Raw genomic sequence first — 19,214 nt, forward strand, 5'->3', positions numbered from 1 at the left:
ACGTCGAACTTCCTCTTTTATCCATCTATTATTGATTGGAGGGGGGCGTCATGAGGAAAAAGTTTGATGCAAGAGGGAGCAAGATAGCAGCTTATGCCATTCTGGCGTTGTGCTTAATAATGGGTGTCATCGGCTGCAAGGCGGAGGAAGCAACCAACAAGCCATCTCAGTTTGACAAAGGGCAAGCGCTTCCTTTGGCTGCAGACCCGACCGGGGAGGGAGAAGCGCAGCCGATAAAGCGTCATATCAGGCTAGGCTTTTCCCAACTGGGCTCGGAAAGCGATTGGCGGCTGGCCAATACAAATTCAATTTGGGAAGCGGCCAAGGAAGCGGGCATCCAGCTGTTGTTTGACAACGCAGAGCAATCTCAGGAAAAGCAATTTGAAGCCGTGCGTAATTTCATAGAACAAGGCGTCGATGTCATCGCCATTGCTCCGGTGATCGAGACGGGCTGGGATGACATGTTGCGCGAGGTACAGGAAGCGGGCATTCCGGTGCTTATTCTCGACCGGAAGATGGAGCTGTCGGATCAATCGTTGTATGTCACCTTTATCGGCTCCGATTTTTACGAGGAAGGGGTAATGGCGGGCAGGTATTTGCTTGATAAAAAGCGGGACCAGCCAGGAGAAGTTACCATTGTTGAACTGCGGGGTACGGAGGGGGCGTCTCCTTCCATCGATCGCGGGGCAGGCTTTCGGGAAGCCATCGGCGAACGGCCGGAGATGACGATTCTTGCCAGCGAATCGGCGGACTTTACACAAGCTCGCGGCAAAGAGGTAATGAAGTCGTTCCTTGAAACCCATGGAAACGACATTGATGTTTTGTACTCGCATAATGACGATATGGCGCTTGGCGCAATCGAAGCGGTTGAGGAATTTGGGCTGAGGCCGGGCAAGGATATCATCATCATTTCCGTGGATGGCACGCGGCAGGCTTTTGAGATGATGGTGCAGGGCAAAATTAACGCGGTTGTCGAATGCAATCCGATGCTGGGGCCAAATGTGATGCAGGCGGTGCTGGAGCTGATGGAGGGACGGACGCTTCCGAAGCGGATCATTACGCCGGAGCGCATTTATACGGAGGTGACAGCGGAACGAGAAGTCGGCAATCGAATCTATTAGAGGTAGCTCAAAAAGTCCGCTTCCCATTATGCAGCATGCCTGGCGGCATGGTCGGCGTCGAATATGGCATTCACCCGAAAATTCCGTTACTCACTTAGCTCCCACTAAGCTCCGTTACTCATTTTCTAGCTTCATCCCATCTTCTCGATACTGGAAACCGGACTTTTTGAGCTTTTATTTTTATTAAAAACTAATTAGACCACTTAAACCAATTAAAACAATTTAAACCAATGATTTTCACTTAACCACTTATAGGATGAAAGGATGGGATGAGGCTTGAAACAGCGGATTGGAATACTGCTTCTGACGGTTTGGCTGGCCATGTTCGCAATGGCGGGAAGCGCAACGGCACAAAGCGCAACGCCGGAAAATGCAGCAACAGGAAGTGCGACGGCGCAAAACAGCGCCTTCATCTTGTCCGTTACTAACAAGCCAACGGTAAAGGGCGAGCAGGTTGTCGTAACGGTAACGGGAACTAAGCTTGCGGATGTATACGGCTACGAGCTTACGCTGAAGTATGATGAAAAAAAGCTGCTCTACAGGAAAAGCACAAGCTTGCTGCCAGGTTTCTCCGTTCCATTGGACCCTGTGGATGGTTATGTCGTGTTTGCGCATACGAAGGTTGGCAAAACCTCCGGTGTCTCCGGGAAGGTTGAGCTGGCGGCGATTACATTTGAGCCGATTGGAGACAGCGGGGTTGATGGAGATTGGAAAACAGCAGTTGAGTTGACGCAGGTGAAGCTGGTCAAAAGCAATCTTGCCTCCACAGAGCTAAAGCCGGGAACGAAGGTCGAAGTCATGCGGGGAGAGGCAAGAATTGCCGAAACCTTTTCCGATCTGGACGGCCACTGGGCAAAAGAAACAGTAGAGCGTGCGGTCGGCATGGGTTTTGTAAACGGATATGGGAATGGAACGTTTCGCCCGGATATCCAAATCACGCGCGCGGAGTTTGTTGCAATGGCCGCAAGGGCGTTTGAATTAAAGGCGGAGGGCGGCATATCGCTCCAGTTCAGCGATGTAGACGAGATTCCTGCATGGGCGAAGCCATATGCCTCGGAAGCGGGGCAAGCCGGCATCGTAACGGGTTATAATGACGGAAGCTTCCGTCCGGATCGGCCCATCAGCCGAGCTGAAATGGCCGTCATGATTATGAGGCTGCATGGCGGAAAGCTTGATAAGGACGCAAAACCGGCTTTTGCCGATGCTGACCTTCTTGAGAGCTGGGCGAAGCCGTCCATTGCCGCAGCCGCGCAGCTTGGCGTAATTCAAGGCAAACAAGGCAACCGGTTTGACGGGGACAAATCCGCAACCCGCGCGGAAGCGGCAGCGATGCTGCTGCGCCTGCTGGACGCAATGGAGAAGGCAGCAAAATAGCTATGTATATGTATATGACGCAAAATAGCAATGAGCATGTTGTGAAATAACAGCATGTATGCTAAGAAGGCTACCGGTTCCGGGCTTGGCCCAAGCCGCACAATAATATACCTTTTTGTCCATCACAGGCTGTCGAGCTCATCTCGATGGCCTGTTTTTTTTGAAACACAGGGGAAGTTACATGAATACTCATACTCAACCATTTCATGCGTAATGATCAACCCCATTGTTCATACCCCTTTCATATTGCCGTCATGGAGAGGACATGATGGTTCGTTACACTTGAATGGAAAGCTTGCCAGGGCATGATACAGATACGAACAGGAGTGGATGTGGCTCATTCCATTTCGGGGTTTTACAGCCTGGATTATGTGAACCGATATCCAAACGAAGTGAGTGCGTTTGTCGGGTTGGACAGCAGCGTTCCGTCGATAAGCGAGCAGAAGGTTGATTCGTCAATGACAACTCCGGTTAAATGGTTTCGCGACTTAGGCTTCGCCCGTATTCAGGTGAAGCTGGGCGCCGATCCTTATGAAGGACTGCCTTATGATGAGCAAACCAAAGAACAATTGACCATTTTGATACACAAAAACAGGTTCAATACGACTCAGCTTAATGAAATAGAAAGCATGTATGACAATTTTCAAGGAGCGCAGCAGCAAGCTCTTCCTCTCCATTTGCCTGTTATGCTTTTTGTTCAGGCCAATCACCCGGCAACGGATCAATGGGTTCCCGAACACGAGAAGCAAATAAAAGATTCCGTCAATGCAGAGATGGTGTTGCTGGAAGCGGATCATTATTTGTATCGTTCCCATGCCAAAGAAATTGCCGAAAGGTTAAGGAGATTTTTGGCGGAAGATTGATGACGATGTCCCGCAAGTTTCGTGAAAAAGCTGGATGGAAAAGCGTAATGCTTCCATTCAGCTTTTTTTCGTGCTCCATTTCAGAAAAGTCGAAATGGAACAACCGAGTAGTCGATATTGGGTCTTGTTATGTAGGCATTTGCGACGCTATCATAGATTAGCTTTATTTCTGAACCTGTAGATGGTTTGATGATTCAGCTTTTGATAAACAATGATAGGTAAACGCTGCTGCAGGCTGCAGCACGGCCTTTTGGATAAGGAGGGGTTTGGAATTGTTCTGGAAGCAAAATAATCCATTGCGTAAATTAACATGGCGTTCCATTCGTGTAAAAATGATGGCTGGTTTATTCATGATCGTTGTGCCGCTGATTGGCTTTATCATATACTCCAATGTTTATGCCATTGAAGTTGTTCGTCAGCAAGTCGCAAATTCCAGCGAAGATTTGTTGTCCTTATACCGCGATCAGCTGGATGGAAGACTGAACGAGGTGGATAACTACCTGATTGGTTTGATGTCTGATGCGGAATTGTCGGACATGCCGTTTGTGACTAATGGAGATGAACGAATTTTCATCGCTTCCCGCTTAACAAAGGAAATAACAAACTCAATTGTTCGATACCCGGTTATCGACGGCATCTCCGTTTATTTTCCAAGCGACGGGCAATATTTGTACGCTTTCCGGGAACGGTCTGCGCTGGATGACCGGATGTATATTAAATCCCATATCATGCATGAGGTTGTTCATAACCCGATTCCAGATAAACAATTGCAGCGCAAATGGTACATTGCAAGAAATCATGAGCAAGTTTTCCTTGTCAGAACGTTTATGCTTACCGACCGGACAGTCATTACGGCATGGCTGAACGTAAACTCGTTGCAAACCACGTTGGATTTATTGGGGTTGGATGATCGGGGCGCTGCGGTTCTGAGCGATATTGAGGGCAATCCAATCGTAAATCAACATTTTGTGCATGAGCATGGACTGGAAATTGAACTCAATGCCCCATCGTTTTATTTGACCGGGGGGAATCAAACGTTCCTTGCGATAGGAGAACAATCCAACAGAGGGGAATTCGCCTTGTACGCCTTTATTCCCGATGATCGGATACTTCAGCATCTTCCTACATTAAAATGGATATCCTTTTTGCTCCCGTTTGTTTCGTTGCTTCTGCTACTAATTGGCTTTATCCTGCTCCGGACAACGCTGCTTAAGCCGATCAACCGACTGCTGCGCACGATGAATCTGATACGTCAAGGCAATCTGGATGTGCAGATTAAGCAATTTCAAACGTCGACTGAATTTCAAATGCTCAACGATACATTCAATACGATGATGGGGGAAATAAAAGATTTGCGGATAAGCGTATACGAGGAGCAGTTGAAGAAACAGAAGGCCGAGCTTCAACATCTGCAGCTTCAGATCAAACCTCATTTTTTCATCAATACATTAAATATGCTGTATACGCTGGCCCGCATGAAGGATACAAACAAAATGGAAGAAATTTCACTTTGTCTCATCCAATATTTCCGCTATATGTTTCAGAGCAACTTAAGCTTTGTGGCTTTAAAAGATGAATTGCGTCATGTACGCAATTACTTGCGCATTCAGGAGTTGAGATTTCCCGGCCAGATTTTGTACGACATTCAGGTTCAGGATTTTTTGCTGCGCACGCCGGTTCCGCCATTAATTATCCATACATTTGTGGAAAATGTAATCAAGCATGCCTTAACCCTTGATGAGCCGATCGTTATTAAAATCGATATTGAACTAATCGAATCCCCGGAGCTTTGCCTGCATTTCAAGGTTCAGGATTCGGGGACGGGTTTTAGGGAGGGGATCATCGACAGCATCAACCAAAACAAGCGGATTGTGGACGAAGAAGGAGAGCATATCGGAATCTGGAATGTGAAGCAGCGTCTAAATCTGATGTACGGGCAACGAGCCATGATTACTCTAAGCAACGCAGATCCGCATGGAGCGGTCGTAACTATTGCACTGCCGTTTAAGGCGGACTCGTCAAACAACAAGAATTCGGGAGGCGCTGAGTCATGATTTCAATGCTGATAGTGGATGATGAGCAGCTTTTGACCCTGTCATTAAAAGCAGATATCGAGTGGGAAAATCTCGGGATTGGCAATGTCTATACGGCCTATAATTCACGTCAAGCCAAGGCGATATTCGAGAGCGAACAAATAGATCTCATGTTATGCGATATCGAGATGCCCCAAGGCAGCGGACTTGATCTTCTGGCATGGGTAAAAGAGCATTATCCTCGGACAGAAGCGGTGTTTATGACATGCCATGCCGAGTTCAATTATGCAAAACGCGCCATGCAGCTAGGCAGCTTTGATTATTTGCTCAAGCCGGTTCTTAATGATGAGCTTTATGAGGTTGTTGGCCGCGCGCTGGAAAAAATTCGCCAGGACCATGAGCGAATGGAATACAGCCAAATCGGCCATTTTTGGGCGCGCCATCAACCTCTGGTGGCGGAACGACTATGGTTGGACATCATCGATCAGACCATCCCCTCGAACCCGGCAGCGATCAAAAAAGAAGCTGAGGAACGAAATATGCCGTTTAGCGAGCATATGAGATTTCTTCCGGTTTTGCTGTCGGTGGATCGTTACCATAAGCCTCTTTCCGCTCGAGATGAAAAAATTATGGAGTATGCCTTGACGAATAGCGGCGAAGAAATGATGGGGCTGCAGGGCGTGGGCCTGTTATTTAAACTGGCCAATCGCAAGCTGCTGGCGTTAATTCCCATGGAGAAGGACAACTCCTCACTGCGGGATCAGATGCAGCAACGCTGCAAGGCCTTTATTGATTTTGCTTCCCGTTTCTTCTATTGCGACTTATCCATTTACATCGGGATGGACATTTACAGTCATGAGTTGAGTAAAATGGTGGGCCAGCTGCTGGAATGGGACAAGCACAACGTGGCATTGCACAAAAATGTTTTTATGTGGGAAAAGCGGAAGCCGTCAGGAAGCGAAATTGTTCTTCCCGATATGAATGTCTGGTCCGTGCTGCTTAAGGAGGGGCGGGGAGAGCAGGTCATTGCTGAAGCGGAGGCTTTTCTTGCTGGCCTCATCGGCACGGAAAATGTGGATGCCGACAGTTTGTATCGCTTCCACCAGAACCTGCTCCAGACCCTTTTTTATGTGCTGAAGCTCAAAGGGATCGAAGCTCAGCTTTTGTTTCACCAATCGGATTCCACGGAGCGGTTTCAACAAGCGGCTTATTCGGTAAGCTCCATGATCGAATGGGTCAAGGATACCGTTCGCAAGGCAATGGAGTCTATGGGCGCCATACAGCATTCGCCATCCATGATTCAGAGAGCGGAGCAATTTATCGAGCAAAATATCGATGCTGAAAAGCTTACCCGGGAAGATGTTGCAAACCATCTATTCCTGAACGCAGATTATTTGGACCGTCTATTGAAAAAAGAAGCGGGATGTTCGGCTACGGATCTTATTATTCAAAAGCGGATGTTATTGGCGCAGCGGCTGCTGGAAGGAACGACATTGCCCGTCAGCACGATTGCCGTTCAATCCGGATACTCCAACCTTGGGCATTTCTCTCGAAGATTCAAGAAATTTGCCGGGGCAAGCCCTCATGAATACCGGATAACCTATCAATCGTCAAAAAACAGGTAAGTCGAATCTGTACAACTGACATGTCGAAATCCGAGTAGTGACTCAAAGAGGCCGTAGGTATAATGAAGCCAAGATTCGAAAACGCTATCGGGTCCAAACACGACATGAGGGGGAAAAGAGATGAAAAAAAAGCATGGCTGGTTAACGCTGCTGCTGACAATGGCGTTAATGTTGTCCGCTTGCAGCGGGAATGGCTCTAACGGCGGCAATAAAGGCGAAGAAGCGGGTACGGGCAACAATGGCGGAGGCGACAAGCCTTACGAGATTGTTTATGCATACCCTACATTTGAAAGTGTCCCGACAGACCTTCAACAGGTTCAGGACGCAATCAACAAAATAACAGTAGAAAAAATCAATGCAACGGTCAAACTATTGCCCATCAGCAACAGCGCTTTTACCAATCAAATCAACCTGATGCTCTCCGGCGGCGAAAAGCTGGATATGTTCGCGATGTTGGGCGACTACAGCACCCAGGTTTCCCGTGGCGCGCTTTATCCGATCGGAAACATGATGGAGGAAAATGCACAATCCACAATTGATGTGCTGGGCGAAAACTACTACAATGCCACCAAAGTCGACGGCGTGAGCTACGGCATTCCAAGCATTCGCGATTTGGCGCAGGATTACGGCTTTATCGTTAGAAAAGATTTGGTTGAAAAACACAACATTGACTTGAATCAAGTCAAAACGTTTGATGATATCGAAATTATTTTTAAGGCGATCAAAGAAAATGAATCCGGCATGGTTGGCGCGGCTAACCTGTCCAACGGTTCCATTCTGAGCACCTATGCTATCCATGATCCGCTTGGCAACAATTTGGGTGTATTGATGAACAACGGCCTGGATAATCTGAAAGTCGTCAACCTGTTTGCTTCGGAGGAATACGAGCATATTTTGCGCAAGCTGCGCGAATGGTACCTTGCAGGTTACCTGCTGCAGGATGCGGCAACAACTCCAGAATTTACAAACGTTATTGTAAAATCCGGCAAAGCGGCGGGTTGGCTCTCGGCGATGAAACCCGGTTTTGAAGAGCAAGAAAGCCGCAACGTAGGCGTCGATATGGTAGCCGCACGTACCGGACAAGCCGTTGCCAAAACCGATACCGTTACTAACGTTGCAATCGGCGTTGCTGCCAAATCCGAAGATCCGGCCAAAACGCTTCAATTTATTAACCTAATGTATACGGATAAAGAAATCATCAATTTGATCGACTGGGGCATTGAAGGCAAACATTATGTAAAAGTTGAAGGCAACGACAATATGATTCAATATCCCGAAGGTGTAACTAGTGATAATGTACCGTACAAAAACTACAGCTGGATGCATGGAAATCAGTTCTTGTCCTATGTGTTTGAAGGCGATAATCCCGATGTATACACAAACATGGAAGCATTCAATAAAACGGCCGCCACTTCCAAGGCACTAGGCTTCTCCTTTAACGGCGATGCTCTGAAAAATGAAATCGCGGCATGTAACGCGGTGCTGGAGCAATTCCGCAGAGTGCTGGAAAGCGGCGTCGTTGATGTTGACAAAACATTGCCTGATTTCCTGAAAAAGCTGGAGAACGCCGGCATCAATAAAATTATCGAAGAGAAACAAAAGCAGCTCGACGCTTGGGCAGCAGCTAACGGAGTGAACTAAAGGAATCGGACAATCCAATCGGCTCTTGTCGGTTGGATTGTCTCTTTCAAGAGACATGGAGAGGACGGATTTTGCATGGGCAATTCGATAAGAAGCGGGTGGAAGTCGAAGCTGAAATATGGGCCGCTTATGCTGCTTATGCTTCCTGGGCTGATTTATTTGCTCATCAATAATTATTTGCCGATGCTGGGGATGTTTATCGCTTTTAAAAACATCAATTTTACGCAAGGCATATGGGGAAGCGACTGGGTTGGATTCAAAAATTTCGAATACCTTTTTAAAACAAGCGATGCCTACATTATTACTCGCAATACCATTTTGTATAATGCCGTTTTTATTGTTTTGGGAACGATACTGGCAATTGGAATCGCCATTTTATTAAATGAAGTCAGGAAAAAAATTCTGTCCCGTTTCTATCAAAGCGTCATTGTGCTGCCGCATCTGATTTCTTTTGTTGTGGTTGGTTACCTTGCTTATGCGGCATTCAGTATGGAATCCGGATTTATGAACAAGTCGATACTGCCGTTGTTCGGTATAGATGCGATCTCCTGGTATACCGAACCGAAATACTGGCCTTATATATTGACGATTGTCCATCTATGGAAATCGGTAGGTTTCTCTTGCATCATCTATCTGGCCTCCATCATCAGCATCGACAATGAATATTATGAAGCTGCGACGCTGGACGGCGCATCCAAATGGATGCAAATTCGTGCAATAACCATCCCGTTGATTACACCGGTTATTGTGATGCTTATTCTGCTTGGCATCGGCCGTATTTTTTACTCCGACTTTGGATTGTTCTACCAGGTGCCTATGAATACAGGCATGTTATCGGATGCAACAAGCGTTATCGATACCTATGTGTATAGAGGACTTATGGTTATGGGCGATATCGGCATGGCGTCCGCGGCAGGCGTTTATCAGTCTATTGTTGGCTTTATTTTGGTACTTACCGCAAATTATGTGGTTCGCAAGGTTAATCGCGAAAATGCGCTTTTCTAATTGAAACTAATGGATTGAGGTGGACGGCAATGGCCTTGGAAAACAAAGGGATCAGCATCGTGGCCAATGTGGTGTTAACGCTTTTTGCGGCTGCATGCATCGTTCCGTTCTGTCTGCTTATTATTTCCTCGTTAAGCAGCGAAGCAAGCATCATTCAGAATGGCTACACATTTTTCCCCCAGGAATTCAGTTTAAAAGCGTACGAATATCTCTGGATTCATAATCTGGAAATTGGCAGAGCTTATGGCATTACTGTGCTTATTACCGTAATAGGGACGGCTGTCAGCCTTGCGATTACGTCGATGCTGGCCTATCCATTGTCGCGCAGGGACATGCCTTTGTCCCGGTTTTGGACGTTTCTTGTTTTTTTTACGCTGCTGTTTAACGGCGGACTGGTTCCTACTTATCTTGTGTACACCCAAATTTTTGATATTAAAAATACGCTGTTTGGCCTGCTCATCCCCGGACTTTTAATGAGCGGTTTTAACGTCCTGCTGGTTCGCACGTTTTTCCTGACCTCCATTCCTCCGGCCTTAATCGAGGCGGCAAGCATTGACGGCGCTGGCGAAATTAAAATCTTTTACCGCATTATTCTGCCGCTGTCGCTTCCGATCATGGCTACGATTGGTTTGTTCCAGGCGATTGCGTATTGGAATGACTGGTTTAATGGCCTGATCTATCTGACGGATTCTAAGCTGTTTGGCATCCAGACGATTCTGACAAAGATGATAATGGACATTCAATTTCTGGCCAGCAACAGCAACGCGGCCGGATCGGCAGCCGGTCAAGCAATTGCCCAGCTTCCAAGCACATCCGTACGAATGGCCATTGCGGCAATTGGCGTATTGCCCATTCTGATCGCCTATCCGTTTTTCCAGAAGTATTTTGTTAAGGGGATTACGATAGGCGCAGTCAAATAGTGCTCCAAGCCACAACAAGAAGAGACGGAGTGAGGACATGGCGACGTATCGCAATCCCGTTATTAGCGGATTTCATCCCGATCCAAGTGTTTGCAGGGCGGGTGACGATTATTTTTTGGTAAACAGCTCTTTTCAATATGTTCCCGGCGTGCCGCTTTTTCACAGCAAAGATCTGGTGCATTGGAAACAAATCGGACATTGCCTGACAAGCGACGAGCAATTGAATGTTGCTGAGGCCCACAGCTCGGGCGGCATCTACGCACCTACCATTCGTCATCATGACGGACGATTCTATATGACGACGACCAATGTATCGGGCGGAGGCAATTTCTTCGTATGGACCGCTGATCCCTTTGGGAAATGGAGCAACCCCCTGTTTATTGACCATCCCGGCATTGATCCCGATTTGTTTTTTGATCGTGATGGAACGGTTTATTACACGACCTCCTACGACCAAGCCATTTATCAGAGCAAAGTGGATTTGACGACGGGCAAAAGACTAACAGAGCCTAAGCTCATCTGGAGAGGCACGGGCGGGCAATATCCGGAATCGCCGCATATTTTTGCAATCGGACAATGGTATTATCTCTTTATCGCGGAAGGCGGCACCGAGTATGGCCACATGGAGACGGTTGCGAGAAGCAAACATCCAGAGGGACCATACGAGAGCTGTCCGAGCAATCCGATTATGACCCATCGAAGCTTGCTGTCGCCGATTCAGGCAACGGGGCATGCCGATTTTGTGCAAACGCCAGATGGCGACTGGTGGGCTGTGTTTCTAGGGATACGCCCCGTCGGCTATCCGAATCGCCACCATCTCGGGAGAGAAACGTTTTTGGCGCCCGTGACTTGGCTGGAGAATGGATGGCCGGTTATTGGCGACAATGGGCGCGTCTACGAAGAAATGTCTGCGGGGAATTTAAGTCTTCAGCACTCGAAGCCTTTGCCTCCGGTATCGGTTTGGGATGATTTTGACCAGCCGGTATTGGCTCCGGAATGGAATTTTATGCGTTCCGCTAGCCCGGAGCGCTGGTCGTTATGCGAAAAGGCAAGCTGCTTGACGTTGTATGGCGCTTCTGCATCGCTGGATGATGGGGGAGCTCCTGCTTTTTTGGGAAGGAAACAACAGCATTTTGCATGCAGAGTATCGTCCCGGCTGATATTTACGCCGCTTGCCAGCGGCGAAGAAGCAGGATTAACACTCTATATGAATGAAAAGTTTCATTATGACCTTGCGCTTGTTAATGTATCGGGTGAACGGAAAGTAATCTTTCGCAGGCGTCTCGGCTCATTATGGAAGGTCGAAAACGAATTGCCATGGTTCGAGGATTCCGTTTGCTTAACGATCCAAGCCGATAAAGAGAGATACGCCTTTGGGATATCCCGTGATGATTCGGAGGCGCTTTGGCTGGGTTTTGGGGAATGCGCCATGTTGGCAACGGAGGTAGCTGGAGGGTTTACGGGCGTATTAATCGCAATGTACGCTACCGGCAACGGGAAACCATCAACCACCCCCGCCCATTTTGATTGGTTCGAATATGCGGAGCTGTAATCGTAGGTTAACTCCTTTCTTTTGACGATAAAAGAAACCTTTCCTTGGCTTGTTGGGTGAATGTCTTGCCAACCGCCGAAGGAGAGGTTTCTTTTCCGTTCTTCTGAACGAGTAATTATCGCTATTTTTTCTCCCGAATAACAGCATCTTCAAGCAAGAAGGCAGTGAACGAAATATTATTGCCAGTCAACAAGCCTCCGTTGTTGCTTTTTTTACTGCGGGTTCCAGCTTGCCGTCGCCTGTACCACTGATCAGACCAAATCTGATGGCATCGTACATATCGTCCTCGATTTTCTCATTGCTTCCTAACGCGCGAACGGCAATATGAGCTAATCTATTTATAAATAGATTGCAAAAATCCCAGTTAAATAATGACATATTTAATTGTATAGATATAGGCTCATGGACTCTATGATGGGTATCACCTGTCCAGCATGCGTTCCTTGTTGTATGATTAGAAGCTTAACCAGAACAGCGGCAGATTCGATTATTACCCTAAATTGAATAATGTAAGGGGGAGATGATGATGAGTCAGGAAGTTATCTTCTAGCACTCTTTAGCTGCTATAGGCTGCCATATTCAGAATATCAAGCTGCTTCCCTCACAATACTGACGGGGCTGTCCAAAAAGTCAAACGCTCTAACGGACACGGAAGTCCGTTAGACGCGTAAAACGCAGATTTTGAAATTCTAACGGACATCCTTGTCCGTTAGAGCCCCAAAATGGGTAATTATTGGATAATTTTCACTGTAACGGACATCAATGTCCGTTACAAACGCAAAAAGTTAAAAAATAAGCGCTAACGGACACGGATGTCCATTAGCGTTTTTATTTGAATCAGATACGCGGATCGGCTTTTTGGACAGCCCCTTTTTTTGTACCTTTATATGCGTAAGCAACGTTGTCATTAAAGGAGTGGAGAGGTTGATCAGGGAAGCGGAAAAGTTGGATAACGAAGCGGGAAAGCTGACTGACCAAGCGGGGGGGGGGGGTTGATTGGAGAAACAGGCGTTGAACAATACAGCATCGGCAAAATCGCGGGGCTTTGGGCTTTGGTGACATTGCCAATGGTCTTTTTCCGGTTTATTTTATTGCAGCTGCTTGTTCCTGTCGTCAGCTTTCACCCCGGTATTCTTTATTGGCTGCTGATGACAGTTGGCATGATGTGGCAGTTTGCGTTGTCCGTTATTGTGTTGAAGAAGGAACTGGGGGCTCTGAGCTGGGGTAAGCTGAAAAAAAGGCTATGGCTTAATCATCCCACCCATCCGAAAACATTCAAGGTTTACAAAATGGCGTATTGCTTCCCCAAATGAAGGGAGCTTTCGGCAAGTGGGACTGGGCCATGAACGGCGTATTGTTTGCAACGTACCATCTTCATAAAATATCGGAAGTTCCTTTGTTTCTGATCGGCTCGTTGTTTTACGGATTTTTGAATGCCAAATACCGCAGCTTCTGGCCGGCAATCATTATCCATGGCGTTGAAGCCATTCCGCTGCTGCTTGGCGTTTCTGCCGTCGTTTTAGGTTTCCTGTAAGGAGAGTGCAGGAGACAATTCAAAAGAGATGAGTGGTTTCATGTGTATTTCAGTCCTTCAAAGTCTCAGCAATACGAAGGTATCTCGTATTTTCTTTTACGGATTGACCGCTGCCTATGTGAGTTTGCTGCTGCTTTACCTTATTTTGTCTCACTATCGGCACTTCATTGTTGTTGGTATTCTGATCGGGCTGTATTTTTTAAGGCATTCGAGTTATGTACTAAACCACCCCAAGCTTCAGCCCATTGCAGCATGCTCGCCAATTGCTGAAATCGTACTGCTGTTTCTTGTCTTTTTGCGAAGCAGCACCAAAATCGAAAGCATTGTATTTGTTATTATTGCTGCGGATATTCTTCTAAACTACAAGTCGTGGTACGCTCTTCCTTTTGCCTACATCGGATTTATTGTTTATCTTTTTTTGTGGCCGGAAGATGAAAGGGATGTATGGCAGCATATTTTTTACCTGTTGAGCTATACCTGTCTGGTTCTTCCGATCTGGAGCACCAAGCTGCTGCTTAATGGGAGGGATATGAACCTTCGATTAAACAGGGCGTTGGTTCAGGAGGCCAAAATGAGGGAAGAGCTGGCGGTTTTTAAGGAGAGGGCCCGTATTGCTGAAGAGGTTCATGATACGGTCGGTCATACGTTAACGACGTCGATTGTGGCCTTGGAAGGAGCGAGCCTGCTCTTTGACGTAAAGCCGGAGGAAGCCCTCCGGAAAATCCGCGTTGCGCGTGAGCAGTTGAAGGAGGGACTAGGCAATATTCGCCAAGTCGCGCGAGCCTTAAAAGCAGAAGGCGGCAACGAGAAACGTGGATTACGGGAGAACATTGAGAAAATGATGCGGGATACGTCAGAGCATACAGGCGTTCAATTTGAATTTCATAGTGGGATCGGCACTCCGCTAATACCCCTTCAGGAATACGTCTTGGTCAACGCCATCAAGGAATCAATCACCAATGCGTTAAAACATGGTCGGGGAGATCAAATAAAAATCACCATTTTGGGGCGGGAGCAATGAGCGGCAATCGGAAAATCGGCGTAATGCTTGTGGACGATCAGAGGTTGATGCTGGAAGGATTGGAAACGCTGCTTTCGCTGCGGCCGGATATGGAGGTTGTCGGTACAGCCGAAAGCGGGGAGGAAGCGCTTGAGGTGCTTCGAGGTTTTGAGGTTCTTCAAAACAGTGTTCCAGATCTTATTCTGATGGATATCCGCATGCCGGGCATGGGAGGGGTAAAGGCGACCGAAGTCATTATGGAGCGGTATCCTGGCATTGTGATCCTGATCTTGACGACGTTTGACGACGATGCGTACATCATAGAAGCTTTAAGCAATGGAGCGGCGGGTTATTTGCTCAAGGACATCGACGGCGCTAAGCTGGCGCAATCCATTCACGAGGCTTTGTCCGGCAACCTGCTTCTGACTGGCAAGGTGGCCCGCAAGCTTGCTTTGAACATCCGCAACCAGAATGTTCAGTTACAAAAGGCCGGCGAAGCGCTTGAGCTCACTCCAAGAGAGCGTGAGCTTGCCCGGTTGCTCGTGGAAGGCTGCAACTCCAGGGAGATAGCAGAAAAGCTGCATCTGACGCAAGGTACGGTCAAAAATTATTTCAGCGACATTTACGCCAAAATCGGCACCAATGACCGGGCTAAAGCAGTTTTGTTATTAAAGGGTTATTTGTCGACATGAAGCGATGGGATCGAGGCTGCGCTACATTTTCGGCTGTTTTGGGAAACGTTAGTGCAGAGTGAACCGCGTCAACGAACAACAGCGGTCCACCTAAACATCTACGATATCAAACATGGGGATCATCCTCCTTAGTGTTAATGGATATGGCTGGCGATTAAAGCTCGACGATTTTGGTGGCGATTTTGTTTCGGAATTCGCGATCATGCTCGACAAAAAGGATAGTCGGCGAATACTCCAGCAGCAATTCCTCAATTTGCATACGGGAAAAGACGTCAATAAAATTTAGCGGTTCATCCCACACATGGAGGTGGGCGCTTTCGCAAAGGCTTTTTGCGATCAACACCTTCTTTTTTTGTCCGCCGCTGAATGAAGAAATGTCCTTTTCGAACTGCAGACGCGAAAAATCGAGTTTTCTTAAAATCGCTTTAAACAAGCTCACATCAATTCGATTGACATCGGCGTAATGGATTAAGTTCCCCTTAAGCTGCGACGTGTCTTGTGAAACATAGGAGATTTTTAGCTGGCTTCCTTTTCGTAATATTCCGCTATAGTTAGTCTCTTCGCCCAGAATGAGCTTGAGAATGCTTGTTTTTCCCGAGCCGTTTGGCCCCGCCAAAGCTATGCGATCTCCCTGCTCAATGGAGAAGGATACGCCGCTGCATACCGTTTGCTCTCCGTAGTTGATCGCCACGTTTTCCAATGCAATCATTTGCGTCTTGTGATAGTGGAGTTGAGCTAATTTCAAGCTTTCCGAGCTTTCGATATTTTTAAGAAGCCTGGAGCTTTCCTCGATAGCGGACTGTTGTCGTTGCTCAATTGATTTGGAGCGCTTCATCATTTTGGCCGACTTGTGTCCCACATAACCTTTGTCTATTTTGGAGCCGGAATTGCGGGTTCCATTTTTTGTTTTTTCGACTTCATGCGACCACTGATTTGTTCGTTTGGCGGCATTGGTAAGCCGGTTAATATCCTTTTTCAGCTTTTCATTTTCAGCCAGCTCATAGCGGTCCTGTCTCTGCTTGTTTTCCCACCAATCCGAATAATTGCCCCTCTGAATTTCAATTTGCGTTTTGTTGATGGAAAGAATATGGTCTACGCAATTGTCCAGAAATGCGCGATCATGCGATACCAATATAAATCCGCTTTTGGAATTGAGGTAATCGCTGACCAGCTTTCTGGCGTGAATGTCGAGGTGATTGGTTGGTTCATCAATGAGCAAAAAGCTGTTTTCCTTCAGGAACAGGGCTGCCAACAGTACTTTTGTTTGCTCCCCGTTGGACATCGAATCGAAAGGGCGATACAAGACGTCCTCCGACACCTTCAATAACGATAGTTCTCTTGAAAGCTGCCAATATTCATAGTCGGGGTAGATTTCCTCGATCACATCCAAGGTATTGGCGTCCCTGTTCCTGACTTGAAAAGGGAAATATTCAAAACCGTCGTTGGCGGATATGCTGCCGCTGTATTCGTGCTTGCCAAGCAATAGGTTCAGAAAGGTTGTTTTGCCCCTGCCGTTTCTTCCCGTAAAGCCTAATTTCCAATCGGTATTGATTTGAAAACTGACATTTTCAAAGATGTTGTCGTAGCTGTCCTCATAAGCAAAAGTTAAGTTGGCGACATTAATTAATGACATGGATAATCTCCTCCAATACAAAATGGGCTACAAGAAAGTTACCCTTCTTGTAGCCCAAATAGATACAACCGTTCCATTACAGATGATGGAACAGCAATGTATGCACGTTGAGTGAAGAGAATAAGTAACTTTCTTGCTCGCAAAAAATAAAACAGCTCTGTTTTATCTTTTAATCGTAAGCAAGAAATATTACATTATCCGCCTCAGCTCCTGTCGTTAAAGTTGCTAACAGTGTAGCACAACATCGTATGTGCTTCAACCTTTAGTCCGAGTGGGAGCTGTTGCGAATTGCTTGGCATAGACCTGATCTTGTTCGCCACGTCTAGCCCGTAAGCCGAATTTTTAAGCGGAGGCAATAATTGTTGTCAGGCGAAAAAATGTTTGCGTCAGTCCAAAAAGTTATCTCGTTGAAAAAACGTTTCTCTAGACCCACTCCATAATCGCTTGCTACTATAAGTGAAGTACAAATTATGGTGGATGAAAGGAAGTACAACTAGTGGATCAAGCAAAATTCGCGGAGCTGAAATTGGGTGAAAGAGGGGCGATTGTAAGTATTATCGCTTATATCGTGTTGTCAGCCCTCAAGCTAACAATTGGATTTATGTCAGGATCGGAGGCATTAAAAGCAGACGGTTTAAATAACGCAACAGATATCGTAGCTTCTGTGGCTGTGCTGATAGGTCTGCGTTTGGCACAAAAACCTGCTGACAAGGATCATCCATACGGACATTGGAAGTCGGAAACAATTGCTTCCATGGTGGCTTCCTTTATTATGATGGCTGTTGGCTTGCAGGTTTTGTTTCAAGCTGTTACTTCAATAACGCAGCGAGGACATGAGTCGCCTGACCTGATTTCGGCTTGGACTGGAGTTTTCTGTGCGGTTGTTATGTACTTTGTCTATAGCTACAATAAACGTCTGGCTCAACAGATAAAAAGCCAAGCTGTAATGGCGGCGGCTAAAGACAATTTGTCCGATATGCTGGTGAGCATTGGCACTGTTATCGGTATTCTAGGTTCCCAATTTGGCTTGCCGTGGCTGGATCCATTAACTGCTATTCTTGTTGGTGTTGTTATTTGTAAGACAGCGTGGGATATATTCAGAGACGCCTCCCATCATTTATCGGACGGTTTTGATGAAGAAACAATAAAATCGTTCCGCAAAATTATTATGGCGGTTCCAGGAGTTGAATCAATCAAGACGTTAAAAGCCAGGAACTATGGAAACAATGCCGTCGTTGATGTCACGTTATACATTAATTCGGAAATAGCTTTTTATGAGGCGCACGAAATTACCACCCATGTGGAAAAAGCATTAAAGGATTCCTCAGACGAGGTTTATGACGTCCATGTTCATTATGAACCTCTCCATTTGGTATCTCATTAGGCTTAACAGCTCATTGGTAATACTCTCGAATTTGAATCATGGAGGATATGGAGGAATAACTCGTGGATATTCGCTTGGAATTCGGACAAAGAGTGAGAGAATTGCGTGCCCGAAGCGGGATGTCGCAAGAGTTGCTGGCATTTCGAGCCGGGCTGGATCGAACTTACATAAGCGGAGTAGAACGAGGAGAACGGAATGTCAGTTTAGTGAATATTGAAAAGATTGCTGGAGCACTCCATGTTACAATGACGTATTTGTTTTCTGACGAGAGGTTCTCAACCAATATTGCTTATCAGTCCAATGACTTTACGACACCTTTTACAGAACGATTTAACTATAAGCTTGATCATGACAATCGAGTGTTGGCCTTTCAGGTCAATGGCTTGTTTTCCGGCAAAAAAGATGTTGATTATTTGTCATCCGTCATTCTGGGGATTTGTTCGGCATACGGCAAAAATGAGTTGAATATTTTAGTTGATCATCGAGATATGAAAACGGTTGATGGCGAAGCTGTCGTATATTCCCCTGAAGTAGCTGAGGCGGCGGTAATTTTCCAACAAAAATTAACCTCGTACAGCAACAGGGTTGTTGCGCTGTGTAATTCCGAATTTATGGTGCAACAATTAAATCATGTGACTAAAGACAGCGGTATTCATGATAAAGCGACTCATATTTTTTCAAAAAATAAAGAGATGGTTGACAGAGCATACACTCTTCTTGGTATACGGGGAAATGAACTTATCAAGTAGTCGATGTGACTTAAAGTCGACAGATAATATCATGGAGCAGAGTTATTATTAATTCCGATAGCTGTAGATTAGATATCGGAAGGCAGAT

The 19,214-nt window shown here is 46.5% G+C and carries 16 protein-coding genes; 15 read left to right on the forward strand and 1 reads right to left on the reverse strand.

Translation table 11 applies throughout. The features are described from left to right. Window positions 1-50 precede the first annotated feature (50 nt). The 13 genes from ACX93W_RS12000 (at window position 51) to ACX93W_RS12060 (ending at window position 15,360) form a co-directional block, all read left to right on the forward strand. Entirely contained in the window at window positions 51-1,121 is a 1,071-nt protein-coding gene (locus tag ACX93W_RS12000) for an ABC transporter substrate-binding protein (protein WP_459392604.1), read from the forward strand. Window positions 1,122-1,397: 276 nt separating this feature from the next. Continuing rightward, window positions 1,398-2,495 carry an S-layer homology domain-containing protein gene (locus ACX93W_RS12005; RefSeq protein WP_459392605.1) on the forward strand — a complete coding sequence of 366 codons (1,098 nt, stop codon included), beginning with the start codon at window positions 1,398-1,400 and terminating at the stop codon, window positions 2,493-2,495. Between the two features lie 305 nt (window positions 2,496-2,800). Further along, complete coding sequence (locus ACX93W_RS12010; RefSeq protein ID WP_459392606.1) at window positions 2,801-3,358, forward strand: hypothetical protein; 558 nt, start codon at window positions 2,801-2,803, stop codon at window positions 3,356-3,358. Between the two features lie 272 nt (window positions 3,359-3,630). Further along, entirely contained in the window at window positions 3,631-5,412 is a 1,782-nt protein-coding gene (locus ACX93W_RS12015; RefSeq protein ID WP_459392607.1) for a sensor histidine kinase, read from the forward strand. Then, on the forward strand, window positions 5,409-7,016 hold the full coding sequence (locus tag ACX93W_RS12020) for a response regulator transcription factor (RefSeq protein ID WP_459392608.1): 1,608 nt from the start codon (window positions 5,409-5,411) through the stop codon (window positions 7,014-7,016). Before ACX93W_RS12015 ends, ACX93W_RS12020 begins: the two co-directional genes overlap by 4 nt. 120 nt (window positions 7,017-7,136) lie before the next feature. Beyond that, window positions 7,137-8,657, forward strand: a complete 1,521-nt coding sequence (locus tag ACX93W_RS12025; protein WP_459392609.1) for an ABC transporter substrate-binding protein — start codon at window positions 7,137-7,139, stop codon at window positions 8,655-8,657. A gap of 75 nt (window positions 8,658-8,732) precedes the next feature. Continuing rightward, entirely contained in the window at window positions 8,733-9,662 is a 930-nt protein-coding gene (locus tag ACX93W_RS12030) for an ABC transporter permease (protein WP_459392610.1), read from the forward strand. Window positions 9,663-9,691: 29 nt separating this feature from the next. Continuing rightward, window positions 9,692-10,582 (forward strand): carbohydrate ABC transporter permease, encoded by an 891-nt coding sequence (locus ACX93W_RS12035; protein ID WP_459392611.1) that lies wholly within the window; start codon window positions 9,692-9,694, stop codon window positions 10,580-10,582. A 37-nt stretch (window positions 10,583-10,619) separates the two neighbouring features. Further along, complete coding sequence (locus ACX93W_RS12040) at window positions 10,620-12,134, forward strand: glycoside hydrolase family 43 protein (RefSeq protein WP_459392612.1); 1,515 nt, start codon at window positions 10,620-10,622, stop codon at window positions 12,132-12,134. Between the two features lie 992 nt (window positions 12,135-13,126). Beyond that, window positions 13,127-13,447 carry a hypothetical protein gene (locus ACX93W_RS12045; protein ID WP_459392613.1) on the forward strand — a complete coding sequence of 107 codons (321 nt, stop codon included), beginning with the start codon at window positions 13,127-13,129 and terminating at the stop codon, window positions 13,445-13,447. Then, the gene (locus ACX93W_RS12050) at window positions 13,444-13,668 is read left to right on the forward strand and encodes a CPBP family glutamic-type intramembrane protease (protein WP_459392614.1); all 225 of its coding nucleotides are present in this window, start codon (window positions 13,444-13,446) and stop codon (window positions 13,666-13,668) included. The genes ACX93W_RS12045 and ACX93W_RS12050 overlap by 4 nt, the downstream gene beginning before the upstream one ends. A 40-nt stretch (window positions 13,669-13,708) precedes the next feature. Continuing rightward, on the forward strand, window positions 13,709-14,689 hold the full coding sequence (locus ACX93W_RS12055) for a sensor histidine kinase (protein WP_459392615.1): 981 nt from the start codon (window positions 13,709-13,711) through the stop codon (window positions 14,687-14,689). Continuing rightward, window positions 14,686-15,360, forward strand: a complete 675-nt coding sequence (locus ACX93W_RS12060; RefSeq protein ID WP_459392616.1) for a response regulator transcription factor — start codon at window positions 14,686-14,688, stop codon at window positions 15,358-15,360. Before ACX93W_RS12055 ends, ACX93W_RS12060 begins: the two co-directional genes overlap by 4 nt. Window positions 15,361-15,514: 154 nt before the next feature. On the opposite strand, the gene ACX93W_RS12065 is transcribed toward ACX93W_RS12060, so the two are convergent. After that, window positions 15,515-16,993 (reverse strand): Lsa family ABC-F type ribosomal protection protein, encoded by a 1,479-nt coding sequence (locus tag ACX93W_RS12065; RefSeq protein ID WP_459392617.1) that lies wholly within the window; start codon window positions 16,991-16,993, stop codon window positions 15,515-15,517. A gap of 496 nt (window positions 16,994-17,489) precedes the next feature. Here ACX93W_RS12065 and ACX93W_RS12070 point away from each other — a divergent pair, with 496 nt between their 5' ends. Next, window positions 17,490-18,377, forward strand: a complete 888-nt coding sequence (locus ACX93W_RS12070) for a cation diffusion facilitator family transporter (protein WP_459392618.1) — start codon at window positions 17,490-17,492, stop codon at window positions 18,375-18,377. A 62-nt stretch (window positions 18,378-18,439) separates the two neighbouring features. Continuing rightward, window positions 18,440-19,126 (forward strand): helix-turn-helix domain-containing protein, encoded by a 687-nt coding sequence (locus ACX93W_RS12075; protein WP_459392619.1) that lies wholly within the window; start codon window positions 18,440-18,442, stop codon window positions 19,124-19,126. Window positions 19,127-19,214: the final 88 nt, after the last annotated feature.

The sequence above is a fragment of the Paenibacillus sp. CAU 1782 genome, assembly GCF_054551715.1.